Annotated in this window: 10 protein-coding genes and 1 riboswitch; of the genes, 8 read left to right on the top strand and 2 right to left on the bottom strand. The window is 72.1% G+C overall.

Annotated features, from left to right (window positions below; translation table 11 throughout):
• Positions 1-220: 220 nt before the first annotated feature.
• Positions 221-298: riboswitch (cobalamin riboswitch) on the top strand.
• A 101-nt stretch (positions 299-399) separates the two neighbouring features.
• The 6 genes from ACWD10_RS36510 (at position 400) to ACWD10_RS36485 (ending at position 7,121) form a co-directional block, all read left to right on the top strand.
• The gene (locus ACWD10_RS36510) at positions 400-1,644 is read left to right on the top strand and encodes a prenyltransferase/squalene oxidase repeat-containing protein (RefSeq protein ID WP_451098009.1); all 1,245 of its coding nucleotides are present in this window, start codon (positions 400-402) and stop codon (positions 1,642-1,644) included.
• Entirely contained in the window at positions 1,641-2,366 is a 726-nt protein-coding gene (locus ACWD10_RS36505) for an SCO2322 family protein (protein WP_451098008.1), read from the top strand. Before ACWD10_RS36510 ends, ACWD10_RS36505 begins: the two co-directional genes overlap by 4 nt.
• Positions 2,363-3,547 (top strand): energy-coupling factor transporter transmembrane component T, encoded by a 1,185-nt coding sequence (locus tag ACWD10_RS36500; protein WP_451098007.1) that lies wholly within the window; start codon positions 2,363-2,365, stop codon positions 3,545-3,547. The genes ACWD10_RS36505 and ACWD10_RS36500 overlap by 4 nt, the downstream gene beginning before the upstream one ends.
• Positions 3,544-5,436 carry an ABC transporter ATP-binding protein gene (locus ACWD10_RS36495; protein WP_451098006.1) on the top strand — a complete coding sequence of 631 codons (1,893 nt, stop codon included), beginning with the start codon at positions 3,544-3,546 and terminating at the stop codon, positions 5,434-5,436. Before ACWD10_RS36500 ends, ACWD10_RS36495 begins: the two co-directional genes overlap by 4 nt.
• On the top strand, positions 5,433-6,287 hold the full coding sequence (locus ACWD10_RS36490) for an ECF transporter S component (protein WP_451098005.1): 855 nt from the start codon (positions 5,433-5,435) through the stop codon (positions 6,285-6,287). Before ACWD10_RS36495 ends, ACWD10_RS36490 begins: the two co-directional genes overlap by 4 nt.
• A 354-nt stretch (positions 6,288-6,641) precedes the next feature.
• Complete coding sequence (locus tag ACWD10_RS36485) at positions 6,642-7,121, top strand: aggregation-promoting factor C-terminal-like domain-containing protein (RefSeq protein WP_451098004.1); 480 nt, start codon at positions 6,642-6,644, stop codon at positions 7,119-7,121.
• Positions 7,122-7,203: 82 nt separating this feature from the next.
• Here ACWD10_RS36485 and ACWD10_RS36480 read toward each other — a convergent pair whose 3' ends face one another.
• Positions 7,204-8,526 (bottom strand): cytochrome P450, encoded by a 1,323-nt coding sequence (locus tag ACWD10_RS36480; protein ID WP_451098003.1) that lies wholly within the window; start codon positions 8,524-8,526, stop codon positions 7,204-7,206.
• Positions 8,527-8,791: 265 nt separating this feature from the next.
• Between ACWD10_RS36480 and ACWD10_RS36475 the strand changes: the two genes are divergently transcribed.
• Together ACWD10_RS36475 and proP are read left to right on the top strand one after the other, a co-directional pair.
• Complete coding sequence (locus ACWD10_RS36475) at positions 8,792-9,961, top strand: steroid 3-ketoacyl-CoA thiolase (RefSeq protein ID WP_451098002.1); 1,170 nt, start codon at positions 8,792-8,794, stop codon at positions 9,959-9,961.
• Positions 9,962-10,241: 280 nt separating this feature from the next.
• The gene (proP, locus tag ACWD10_RS36470; protein ID WP_451098001.1) at positions 10,242-11,648 is read left to right on the top strand and encodes a glycine betaine/L-proline transporter ProP; all 1,407 of its coding nucleotides are present in this window, start codon (positions 10,242-10,244) and stop codon (positions 11,646-11,648) included.
• A gap of 99 nt (positions 11,649-11,747) precedes the next feature.
• On the opposite strand, the gene ACWD10_RS36465 is transcribed toward proP, so the two are convergent.
• Complete coding sequence (locus ACWD10_RS36465) at positions 11,748-12,902, bottom strand: serpin family protein (RefSeq protein ID WP_451098000.1); 1,155 nt, start codon at positions 12,900-12,902, stop codon at positions 11,748-11,750.
• Positions 12,903-12,976 lie beyond the last annotated feature (74 nt).

Here is a 12,976-nt window from a genome sequence, read left to right as displayed (position 1 = left end):
GGGCAACCCCGGTGCCGGGCGCGCACACGGACGACCCCACGGGCAACCCCGGTGCCGGGCGCGCACACGGACGACCCCACGGGCAACCCCGGCGCCGGGCGCGCACACGGACGACCCCACGGGCAACCCCGGCGCCGGGCGCCTTCGATACGGGCAGCACCCCGGGGAGCCTCCCCGACCGCCCGCTAGAGTGGCCAGGCAAACGAAAACACCCGTACGGGGGGAAGCCGGTGAGAGTCCGGCGCTGACCCGCAGCCGTGAGCCAGCCGTCCGCAAGGCGGAGGAAGCCGGAATGCCCCGCACGGGAGTTCGCTCGGTCCCGTCGAGGCATACGGAACCGGAGCAGGCGCCCCCGCGGGGCCCCGCCCGGGTCCCCGCAGGAGAGGCATCCGCCCGATCATGAACGTACGCCGCAGCGCAGCTGCCGCTGCCCTGACCGCCGCGCTCTGTCTGACCGGGGTCCCGCTGGCGCATGCCGCCGACTCCCCCTCGCCCAGCGCCCCGGGCCCTCTGCCCTCCGGCCTGTACGGCAAGAAGGACCCCACGTACGACGGTGTCTTCCGGCAGTCGTACGCCCTGCTCGCGCAGCACACCGTAGGCGTCGAGCCCGCGCAGAAGGCGGTCGACTGGCTGACCGGGCAGCAGTGCGACAGCGGCGGCTTCGCGCCGTTCCGGGCCGACCCGAGCGAGCCGTGCGACGGCAAGACGCCGGTCGACTCGAACTCGACGGCCGCCGCGGTGCAGGCGCTTGCCGCGCTCGGCGGGCAGAACGCCACCGTGAAGAAGGGCGTCGACTGGCTGAAGTCGGTGCAGAACCAGGACGGCGGCTGGGGCTACAACCCGGGCCTGCCCAGCGACGCGAACTCCACCGGCATCGTGATCGGCGCCCTGGTCGCGGCGGGCGAGAAGCCGGACGCCGTGACGTCGCAGAAGGACAAGTCGGCGTACGACGCGCTGACCGGGCTCACGATTCCCTGCGCGGACAAGGACGGCGGGGCGTTCGGCCTGGCCGACCTGAAGACCAAGAAGCTCGCGGCGAACGCGGACGCCAGCGCCGCGGGTGTGCTCGGCGCTCTCGGCAAGGGCCTGGTCGTCAAGGAGGGCTCCGGCGCGAAGGACACCGAGCCCGGCAAGTGCGCGGGGCCCAAGAGCGCCGAGCAGGCCGCCGCCAACGGTGCCACGTACCTCCAGGACGTTCTCGCCAAGAACGACGACCACCTCAAGTCGGCCACCCCGGGCGCCGCGGAGCAGGCCGACTACGGCAACACCGCGGACGCGACGGTCGCGCTCGCCGCGGCCGGGCGTACCGAGCAGGCGAAGAAGTCCGCCGCGTGGCTCGCTCAGGACGAGGGCACGGTGAAGTGGGCGAAGCAGAACGGCCCCGCCGCGTACGCCCAGTTGATCTTCGCCGCGCACGCCACCGGCGCCGACCCGAAGGACTTCGGCGGTACGGACCTGGTGAGCGCTCTGAACGCGACGGGCCCGGAGCCGGCGAAGGCCGACACGTCCGACGCGCAGGAGTCCTCGGACGACGCCGGGCCCGGGGGCGGGATCAGCGTCTGGTGGATGGTCGGCGTCTTCTTCGTCGCCAGCGTCGGCATCGGGTTCCTGCTCAGCGGCCGCAACAAGAAGAACCAGCTGTGAGCACCCGGCGCCACGACCGTACCCGGACTGCACGGGCCCGCGCGGTGGCGGTCCAAGCCGCGCTGTGCGCCGTCCTGTTCGGCCTGCTGGCCGCCGCGCCCGCGCAAGCCGCCGGGTACCGGTACTGGTCGTTCTGGCTCCGGTCCGCCCCGGAGAGCAACGGCGCCGGTGGCCCGTGGTCGTACGCGTCCGAGGGGCCGTCGACCGCGCGGCCGGAGGACGGTGCGGTGGCGGGCTTCCGGTTCTCGGTGAGCCCTGAATCCGGGTATGCCAGGAACGCAGCGAAGCCACGCGGCGACGCGGACTTCCAGAAGATCTGCGCGGACACTCCGACCGAGGAGGGCGAGAAGCGGGTGGCCGTGGTCGTCGACTTCGGCACGGCCAAGGACGCTCCGAAGGGCGAGACCCCGCCCGCGCCGCGTACCGCCTGCGCGCACGTGCGCGAGGACGCCACCGCCGCGGAGGCGCTCGCCGCTGTGGCGAAACCGCTGCGGTACGACAGCAACGCCCTGCTATGCGCCATCGCGGACTACCCGAAGTCGGGCTGCGCCGAGCAGGTCGAGAGCGACACCGCGTCCGGCTCCGGGGACGCCACCGAGGCCCGTGACGAGGCCGATGACAAGAGCGCGGGCGGCCCGTCCGTGGGCCTGATCGCGGGCATCGCCGCGGTACTCGCCCTCGGCGTCGCCGCAGCCATCCGGCAGTCCCGCCGCCGCACATGACCGAGCTGGACAGGCCCGGCACGGTGGGCGGTCCGCGCGGGCGCAGTGCGCTCGGGACCGCCGTAGCGCCGGTGGCGAGCCGGAGCAACGCGCTGCACCCGGGCGCCTGGTGGGTCTGGGCCCTTGGGCTCGGGACCGCTGCCTCCCGTACCACCAATCCGCTGGTGCTCGGACTCCTTGTCGGCGTCGCCGGGTACGTCGTCGCCGCGCGGCGCACCGATGCGCCCTGGGCGCGGAGTTACGGCGCCTTCGTGAAGCTCGGGCTGCTCGTGCTGGCGATTCGGCTCGGGTTCGCCGTGTTTCTCGGTTCGCCGATTCCCGGTACGCACCTCCTGTTCACGCTGCCCGAAGTGCCGCTGCCCGACTGGGCCAAAGGCATCCGCATCGGCGGCCGGGTCACCGCCGAGAGTCTGGTCTTCGCGCTGTACGACGGGCTCAAGCTGGCGACGCTGTTGATCTGTGTCGGCGCCGCGAATGCCCTGGCCAATCCGGCGCGGCTGCTCAAGTCCCTGCCGGGTGCCCTGTACGAGGCGGGTGTCGCCGTCGTCGTCGCGCTGACCTTCGCGCCGCAGCTGATCGCCGATGTGCAGCGACTGCGCGCCGCCCGCCGTCTGCGCGGCCGTCCGGACCGCGGCATCCGGGGGCTGCTTCAGGTCGGACTGCCCGTCCTGGAGGGCGCGTTGGAGCGCTCCGTCTCCCTGGCCGCCGCGATGGACGCGCGCGGATACGGGCGTACCGCCGCGGTGCCGCCCGCCGTACGGCGCACCACCACCGCCTTGACGCTCGGCGGCCTGCTCGGCGTCTGCGCGGGGACGTACGGGCTGCTCGCCGCCGAAGGCGCCGGGTTCGGCCTTCCGGTCCTTGTCGCCGGGCTTGTCGCCGCGCTTGCCGGACTGCGGCTCGGTGGGCGGCGGAGTGTGCGGACCCGGTACCGGCCGGATGTGTGGGGGGTGCGCGCGTGGCTCGTGGCCGGGTCCGGGATCGCGGTCGCGGGCCTGATGATCTGGGCCGCGACCGCCGACCCGGCCGCGCTGCGGCCCGGCGTCGTACCGCTCGTCGCGCCGACGCTGCCGCTGTGGCCCGCGCTGTGCGTCCTGCTCGGCCTGGTCCCGGCGTTCGCGGCCCCGGCGCCGCCCGCCGCGACTGTCGCCGCTCCTCGGACCCGTAAGGAAGCATCATGATCCGTTTCGAGGATGTCTCGGTCACGTACGACGGCGCGACCGCGCCCACGATCACCGGCGTCGACCTCACGGTCCCCGAGGGCGAACTCGTGCTGCTCGTCGGCCCGTCCGGGGTCGGCAAGTCCACCCTGCTCGGCACGGTGAGCGGCCTCGTGCCGCACTTCACCGGCGGCACGTTGAGCGGCCGCGTCACGGTCGCGGGCCGTGACACCCGCACCCACAAACCGCGCGAACTCGCCGATGTCGTCGGCACGGTGGGCCAGGACCCGCTCGCCCACTTCGTCACGGACACCGTCGAGGACGAACTCGCCTACGGCATGGAGTCGTTGGGCCTGCCCCCGGACGTGATGCGCCGCCGCGTCGAGGAGACCCTGGACCTGCTCGGCCTCGCCGACCTGCGGGACCGCCCGATCGCCACGCTCTCCGGCGGGCAGCAGCAGCGCGTCGCGATCGGCTCGGTGCTCACCCCCCACCCGGAGGTCCTGATCCTCGACGAGCCGACCTCGGCCCTCGACCCGGCCGCCGCCGAGGAGGTCCTCGCCGTCCTGCAACGCCTCGTCCACGACCTGGGCACGACGGTCCTGATGGCCGAGCACCGCTTGGAGCGGGTGGTGCAGTACGCGGATCAGGTACTGCTGCTGCCGGGCTCGGGTCAGCCTCCGGTTCTGGGCAGCCCGGCCGACGTCATGTCCGTCTCGCCCGTCTACCCGCCGGTGGTCGGATTGGGTCGCCTTGCGGCCTGGGATCCGCTTCCTCTTACGGTGCGGGACGCGCGACGGAGGGCGGACGACCTGAGGGGACGCCTGACGGAAACCACCGGGGCTGCTGCACCGCCGCCGCGGACAGACGTACCGCCGCCGCGGACAGACGTACCGCCGCCGCGGACAGACGTACCGCCGTCGCGGACAGACGTACCGCCGTCGCGGACAGACGTACCGCCGTCGCGGGCAGTCGTGCCGCAGGGCGGCACGGGTGGGCGCGGCGGCACCCCGGCGCGGGGAGCGCTTCCGGACGACCTGGGGCACCCCGGCTCCGGGCACCGTTCCACAGTGGCGTCCAGGTGGCCGACCTGGTTGAGGCGGCGCCCCCGGCGCAGGGCACCCGGGGCAGCCACCCCGGATCCCGCGGCTCCGGTCGCCCAGACCGACAACCTAGGCGTACGCCGAGCCCGCGTGGAGGCACTCCGCGGAGTCACCCTCACCCTCGCCCCCGGCGAAACCCTCGCCCTCATGGGCCGCAACGGCGCCGGCAAGTCCACCCTGCTCACCACCCTCGTAGGCATGCTCGAACCCACCACGGGTTCGGTACGCGTCGGCGGGGCCACCCCGCACCGAGCCGCCCCGCGCGACCTGCTCCGGCACGTCGGCCTGGTCCCGCAGGAACCCCGGGACCTGTTGTGCGCGGACACCGTCGGAGCAGAGTGCACCGCCGCCGACCACGACGCCGGTGCCCCCGCCGGAACCTGCCGCGCCCTGGTCAGCGAGTTGCTTCCGGGCATCCCGGACGACATGCACCCCCGCGACCTCTCCGAGGGTCAGCGGCTCACCCTCGCCCTGGCCCTCGTACTCACCGCCCGTCCCCCGCTGTTGCTGCTCGACGAGCCGACCCGGGGCCTTGACTACGCGGCCAAGGCCCGACTGGTCGACGTGTTGCGCGGCCTCGCGGCCGAGGGGCACGCGATCGTGCTCGCCACCCACGACGTGGAGCTGGCCGCCGAACTCGCCCACCGCGTGGTGATCCTGGCCGACGGCGAGGTCGTGGCGGACGGCCCGACCGCGGACGTCGTCGTATCGTCCCCGTCCTTCGCCCCGCAGGTGACCAAGATCCTGGCCCCGCAGAAGTGGCTGACGGTCGCCCAGGTGACGGCGGCCCTGGACGGTACGTCATGAAGCCGCCGATACGACATGAAGCGCCCACCGGGCCGCAGGCCCGAGCCGTCCGCCTGGGACCGAAGTCCGTCACCGCCCTGCTCCTCGTCAGCGCCGTCGGCATCGTCGGCTTCGGCTGGCCGTTGCTCGCCGACTCCGCCTCCGGGATCACCGCGCACGCGCAGGACGCGCCCTGGCTGTTCGCCGCGCTGCTTCCGCTGCTCGTCGGCGTCGTGGCGGCGACCATCGCCGAGAGCGGTCTCGGCGCGAAGGCCGTGGCGATGCTGGGCGTGCTCGCCGCGGTGGGCGCCGCACTACGTCCGCTGGGCGCGGGCACGGCGGGTCTGGAGCCGATGTTCTTCCTGATGGTGCTCGCGGGGCGGGTCCTTGGACCGGGCTTCGGCTTCGTACTCGGCTCGGTGACGATGTTCGCCTCCGCGCTGCTCACCGGCGGCGTCGGCCCGTGGATGCCGTTCCAGATGCTGACGATGGGCTGGGTGTCGATGGGCGCGGGGCTGCTTCCAGGGCCCGGGGCGGACCGGGTGCGCGGCCGCGCCGAGTTGGGCCTGCTCGCGCTGTACGGGCTGCTCGCCGCCGTCGGCTACGGGCTCGTGATGAATCTGTACGGCTGGACGGTCGTGCCCGGGCTCGGCTCGGGACTTTCGTTCGTGCCGGGGGATCCGCTGCACGAGAACCTGGTCCGCTATCTCGCCTACTGCCTGGCCACCTCGCTCGGCTGGGACCTGGGCCGCGCGGCCATCACGGTCGTCCTGACCCTTGCGGCCGGGCCGATGGTGCTCAAGGCGCTGCGCCGGGCCACGCGGCGGGCGGCGTTCGAGACACCGGTCACATTTGACGGCCCCCGGCCGTAAGGGCGCTCTGCCTGTCCGTAACGGACCAGGGCGCCTGGGGGTGAGCCCGCCCACAGGACCTTGGTCCTGTCCGATGCCGGGTAGTAGGCCCTCCGGCCTGCCCGGCTGCCCGCTACGTACGGCCTGACCTGCACATTCCCCCGTACCGCCAAAGAGGGCGGAACGCCCCAATTGCGACAAGAACTAGTAACAGGGGGCATTGCGGCGGCGTAACAGCCCTGCTTCTCTGGACGAGTCGCAGGGCGCCGCCCGGCCACACGGCCGACGGCGCCTTGGCATTGCCCCCTCGCTCCCCCGCGGCACCGGCATGCCCGCATGTCTGCGATCCCCCCGTCCCCAACGGAAGGCTCTGTCTTGTCCGCGTCCGCGCAGCCCACCCTTCTCGCCCGCTTCCGTCGCAACGTCACCCCGAAGAAGGCCGCCGCCCACGTCGCCGTGGGTCTCGTCGCCGCCGGCATCGCCTTCGGTACGACTCCGGCCGAGGCCGCGACCGCCAAGGCCCCCGAGGCCGCGGCCGCCGCCCCCGCCGCCGCCCCCGCGGCCACCGGGAACGCGAAGGAGATCGCGAAGAAGCTGATCAAGGACCCGGCACAGTTCGCCGCCTTCAGCAAGATCGTCGAGCACGAGAGCGGCTGGAACCCCCAGGCCACCAACTCCAGCTCCGGCGCGTACGGCCTGGTCCAGGCGCTGCCCGCGTCCAAGATGGCCTCCGCGGGCACCGACTGGAAGACCAACCCGGCCACCCAGATCAAGTGGGGCCTCGACTACATGAACGACCGCTACGGCAGCCCGGTCAAGGCTTGGAACTTCTGGCAGGCGAACGGCTGGTACTGAGCCGACCCGGCACCCACGCCCCGGACGCCCTGACGCAGCGGCCGCACCCTCACGGGGGGGGCGGCCGCTTCGGCCTACCCGGTCAACCGGCCGCCACCCGCAGCTCCTTGATCCCATTGAGCCATGCCGCACGCAGCCGCCGCGGATCGCCGACGAGCCGCAGGTCGGGCAGTGCGTCCGCGAGGGCGTTGAAGATCAGGTCGATCTCCTGGATGGCCAGGGACTTGCCGAGGCAGAAGTGCGGGCCACCGCCACCGAAACCGAGGTGCGGGTTGGGGTCGCGGGTGATGTCGAACTTCTCGGGCTCGTCGAAGACTTCGAGGTCGTTATTGGCCGAGGAGTAGAAGAGGCCGACGCGTTGGCCCTTCTTGACCGTGACGCCGCCGAGCTCGGTGTCCTGCGTCGCGGTGCGCTGGAAGGAGACCACGGGCGTGGCCCAGCGGACGATCTCCTCGGCGGCGGTCGCGGGCCGCTCGCGCTTGTAGAGCTCCCACTGGTCGGGGTGGGTGAGAAAGGCGTGCATGCCGTGGCTGATGGCGTTGCGCGTGGTCTCGTTGCCCGCGACCGCGAGCAGCAGCACGAAGAAGCCGAACTCGTCCGAGGACAGATTGCCCTCGCCCTCCGCCGCCACCAGCTGGCTCACGATGTCCTTGTCGGCCTTGGCGGACCTGGCGGCCTTGTCGGGGCTTTCCTTGCGGGCCGCGGCCATGTTCATGGCGTAGCCGATGAGTTCCATGGCCGCCTCGGCGCCGACCTCCTCGGTGATGGCGTACTCCGGGTCGTCGTACGCGATCATCTTGTTCGACCAGTCGAAGATCCGGGCCCGGTCCTCCTGCGGTATGCCGATGAGTTCCGCGATGGCCTGTAGCGGCAGCTCGACGGCGACCCGCGTGACGAAATCGAAGCCCTCGGAGCCCCGTCCCGCCTCCTTCTCCACCCCCTCCTCCGTCCCTTTCTCCGCTCCCTTTTGCGCCGCCTTTTCCGCCTCCTCGACGATCCGCCGGGCGCGGTCGCGCAGCGCGTCCTCCAGGCCGCGGATCGCGCGCGGGGTGAAGCCGCGCTGCACGATCTGGCGGACCCGGGTGTGCTCGGGCGGGTCCATGTTGAGCATGATCAGCCGCTGGACCTCGATCTGGTCGCGGGTGATGTGCTCGTTGAAGCGGATCACCGCGGTGTTGGTGGTGGACGAGAACAGCTCGGGGTGCGTGGACACGTACTTGACGTCCGCGTGCCGGGTAACGGCCCAGTAGCCCTCGTCATCGAAGCCGGTGATGCCGCGCTGCTGCGGGCACCACCAGACCGGGGCGACCTTCCTCAGCTCGGCGAACTCCGGAAGCGGCACGCGACGTTGGAGCAGATCGGGGTCGGTGGCGTCGAACCCCTCGGGCAGCGCGGGGCAGGGCATCGGCAACTCCAGTGTCGTACGACCGGGGCTTGTCGCTGTCTGACGATTTCTGACGACCCATCAGAAGTTGGGGGATGCCCGCAAGGTAGTAACGGGTTCTACAACTGGCAAGGGCCGCGGCGCCATCTGTTGCGCAGGCGCTCCGTGCAAGACCCTTGCGGGGAACGGGCCGCACTCATAACACTGCTCTCAGAACTAGAACGCGTACTACTTCTGTGGGCGTTCGGTGGGTGCGTTCGGTAGGTACGAGGGAGAGGACCAGCTCATGGCCGCGGAACCCGTCATCGTCGAAGCCGTACGCACCCCGATCGGCAAGCGGGGCGGCTCGCTCGCCAATCTCCACCCGGCCTATCTGCTGGGCGAGACCTACCGCGAACTGCTCGCCCGCACCAGCATCCAACCCGACTGCGTCGAGCAGATCGTCGGCGGTACGGTCACGCACGCGGGCGAGCAGTCCATGAACCCGGCGCGCACCGCCTGGCTCACCATGGGCCTGCCGTACGAGACCGCGGCGACCACCGTGGACTGCCAGTGCGGCTCCTCGCAGCAGGCGTCCCACATGGTCGCCAACATGATCGCGGCGGGCGTCATCGACGTCGGCATCTCCTGCGGCGTCGAGGCGATGTCCCGGGTGCCGCTCGGCTCCGGCTCCAAGCACGGGCCCGGCAAGCCGATGCCGGACGAGTGGAACGTCGACCTGCCCAACCAGTTCGAGGCGGCCGAACGCATCGCCCGGCACCGCGGGCTGACCCGCGAGAACGTCGACTCGCTCGGGCTCATCTCGCAGGAGCGGGCCGCCGCCGCTTGGGCGGAGGAGCGGTTCAAACGCGAGACCTTCGCCGTCCAGGTGCCGACGACGGAGGAGGAACAGGCCGCGGGCCAGGGCATGTGGCGCCTCGTCGACCGGGACGAAGGGCTCCGGGACACCAACATGGAGGCCCTTGCCGGGCTCAAGCCGGTCATGCCGACGGCCATCCACACGGCCGGTAACTCCTCGCAGATATCGGACGGTTCGGCCGCGCTGCTGTGGGCCTCGAAGCGGATGGCGCGCGCCCTGAAGCTCAAGCCCAGGGCCCGGATCGTGGCCCAGGCCCTGGTCGGCGCCGACCCGCACTTCCACCTGGACGGACCGATCGACGCGACCCGTGCGGTGCTCGGCAAGGCGGGCATGTCCCTCAAGGACATCGACCTGGTCGAGATCAACGAGGCGTTCGCGTCGGTGGTCCTGAGCTGGGCCCAGGTCTTCGAGCAGGACCTGGAGAAGGTCAACGTCAACGGCGGCGGCATCGCCCTCGGCCACCCCGTCGGCGCCACCGGCGCCCGCCTCATCACCACGGCCCTGCACGAACTGGAGCGTCGCGACAAGGAATTCGCCCTCATCACGATGTGCGCGGGCGGAGCCCTGTCGACCGGGACGATCATTCAGCGCCTCTGACCGTCAGAGGTACTCGAGGGAGCAGCGGCTGCGCGACCCGGCTGCGCGACCCGGCGGCGTGACCCGGTGACGCGACCCGGTGACGCGACCCGGTGGCGTGACCGGGCGGCGTGACCGGGCGGCGTGACCCAGCATCGGCGCGCGAGAAAGATCACAGGGGCGGGTGCTTGGAACCGCCCGCGGCACTCGCAACGTCCCAGGTAGAGGGCCGTTTTCCGGGTCTGTGCAACGGGCCGCGCACCGTCCGTAATAGCCGTATGCGCCCGTATCTTCGGGAAACATGCCGTCCGCCACTCTTAGTCCGCATGTGCCGACCCCCGCGCCGAACGCCGAGGTCACCGTCACCGACCCCGCGTTGGTCAAGCGCGCCGTGAAGGCCGCCGCGCTCGGCAACGCCATGGAGTGGTTCGACTTCGGCGTCTACAGCTATATCGCCGTCACCCTGGGCCAGGTCTTCTTCCCCTCCGGCAACGCCACCGCCCAGCTCCTCTCCACCTTCGGCGCCTTCGCCGCCGCCTTCCTCGTCCGCCCGCTGGGCGGCATGGTCTTCGGGCCGCTCGGCGACCGTATCGGCCGCCAGAAGGTGCTCGCCCTCACCATGATCATGATGGCCGCGGGCACCTTCGCGATCGGCCTGATCCCGTCCCACGACGCGATCGGTATCTGGGCGCCCGTGCTGCTGCTCGTGGCCCGCCTGGTGCAGGGCTTCTCCACCGGCGGTGAGTACGCGGGCGCCTCGACCTTCATCGCCGAGTACGCCCCCGACAAGCGCCGCGGCTTCCTCGGGAGCTGGCTGGAGTTCGGCACCCTTGCCGGGTACATCGGCGGCGCCGGGCTCGTCACACTGATGACGGCGCTGCTCCCGCACCATGACCTGCTGTCCTGGGGCTGGCGCATCCCGTTCCTGATCGCCGGGCCGATGGGGCTCATCGGCCTGTATCTGCGGATGCGTCTGGAGGAGACCCCGGCGTTCGCCGCCGAGCTGGACAAGGCGGAGGAGTCCCGCCCCAAGGTCCGGCTGCGTGAGATGGTCGTCGGCCAGTGGCGCGCGCTGCTGCTCTGCGTCGGCCTCGTCCTGGTCTTCAACGTCACCGACTACATGCTCCTTTCGTACATGCCCAGCTATCTCACCAAGGAGCTGAACTACGACGCCACGCACGGCCTGCTCGTGGTGCTCTGCGTGATGGCGCTGATGATGGTCGCGCAGCCGTTCGCGGGCCTGCTCACCGACCGGGTCGGCCGCCGCCCGGTGATCGCCGCCGGCTGCGCCGGTTTTCTGCTCCTCTCCGTGCCCGCGCTGCTCCTGATCCGGCAGGGCTCGCTGCTCGCGATCGGACTCGGCATGGCCGCGCTCGGGCTGTTGCTCGTCTGCTTCACCGCGACGATGCCGTCCGCGCTGCCCGCGCTCTTCCCCACCCGGGTGCGCTACGGCTCCCTGTCGATCGGCTTCAACGTCTCCGTGTCGATCTTCGGCGGTACGACGCCGCTGGTCGTCACGGCGCTGATCGGGGCCACGGGGAACGTGATGATGCCCGCCTACTACATGATGGCGGCGGCCGTCGTGGGCGGCGTCGCGGTCTGGTTCATGACGGAATCCGCCCGCCGGCCCCTGCCGGGGTCGCCGCCGTCGGTCTCGTCGGAGGCGGAGGCTCAGGCTGCGCGCACATCAAGCCCGTCCGGCGTTTGAGGACGAGCGCTTTCAGCGCGATATAGCGGGGTCTGGGGGCGCAGCCCCCAGAAGACGGCAACCGAGCCGACGGAACTCAGCGTGATACGGAAGCGCGGGCTACGCGTTCGGCGCCCCCGCCTGCCACGCCGTGAACAGCGGTATCTCCCCCGTACCGTCGAGGACGGCCACGCCGAACGGGCGGTCGTACGCGATGTGCTCGACGCGGCGCGGGGGCCGGTACGCACTGCCCAGGCGGGCCATGATCGCGGTGACGCCCGCCGCCTCGACGCCCCGCTCGGCGACCTTCACGACGGCTTCCTGCACCACCTGCGAGATCGCCAGCGGCTCCGGTGAGAGCCCGGAGAAGTCCGCGTCGTCCCGGAACGCCTGCCGCACCCCGAGCTCCCGCAGCGCGCCGTCCACCCGCAGCCGCGTCCTGAGGGTCAGCCTCGGCAGGGCGACCGTCACTTGGTCGGCGTCGAGCCCCCGCCGGTCCGCTTGCGCCGCCCAGGCCGCCGCCAGGACCTCGGCCGGGGCCGCACCCGGCGCGCCGAGCACGAACCGCACCCGGGCCGGGGGCCGCCCACCGGTACCTCCGGCACAGACCAGCTCCACCACGCGCGCGTCCCCCACCGCCCAGGCACGCGCGGGCGGCACCGGGCCGTGCATCGTCGGCACCCGGTGCTCCCGTCCCGCCGCATCCGTGAACGGCTTGTCGGAGGTGGCCGAGCCCTGGAACGGGTCCTCCCAACGCGCCTTCAGGGCAAGGGCGTTCACCAGGACGAGCAGGGTGTCCGGGTCCACGCGGACGGGCAGCCGCTCGATCAGGCCACCCGACGACTTGAACGCCTCCGCCACCCACGCGTCGATCCCGTCCGGGTCCATCGGCCCGAACCCGATATCGGGCAACGCCTCGCGGTACTCCCGGTAGACCGGCACCCGGCTCCACACACCGGTCGCCACGGCCAGCGTGTCCGTCCCGGCGAGCGCCCGCGCGCCCGCGGTCACCGCCCGCGCCGCGTCCGGACCGGCAACCCCGAGCAGCCCGCGCAGCTCCTGCGCCGTTCCGCCGCGCGCGCCCGCGGCGACGGCCGCGAGCGCGAGCCAGAGCCCCGCGGGCGAGCAGACGAAGTCCTCGTCCCCCGCGCCCAGTTGCGGAAGCCATCGCTCCGCGAGCCCGCGCACCTCGGCCCCGGGCAGCTCCTGCCCCACGACCGCGCCCGTCCCGCACCCGTACTCATCCTCGTACTCGTACTCGTTCTCGTACGCCATGACCGTCCCCCCGTTCCGACAACTCCAGCGGACGAAGCCAGTATGCGACCCGCCACTGACAACGCCGCTCGGCA

The sequence above is a fragment of the Streptomyces sp. NPDC002851 genome, from assembly GCF_053591935.1.
This window is presented reverse-complemented; position numbering and strand designations above follow the sequence as displayed.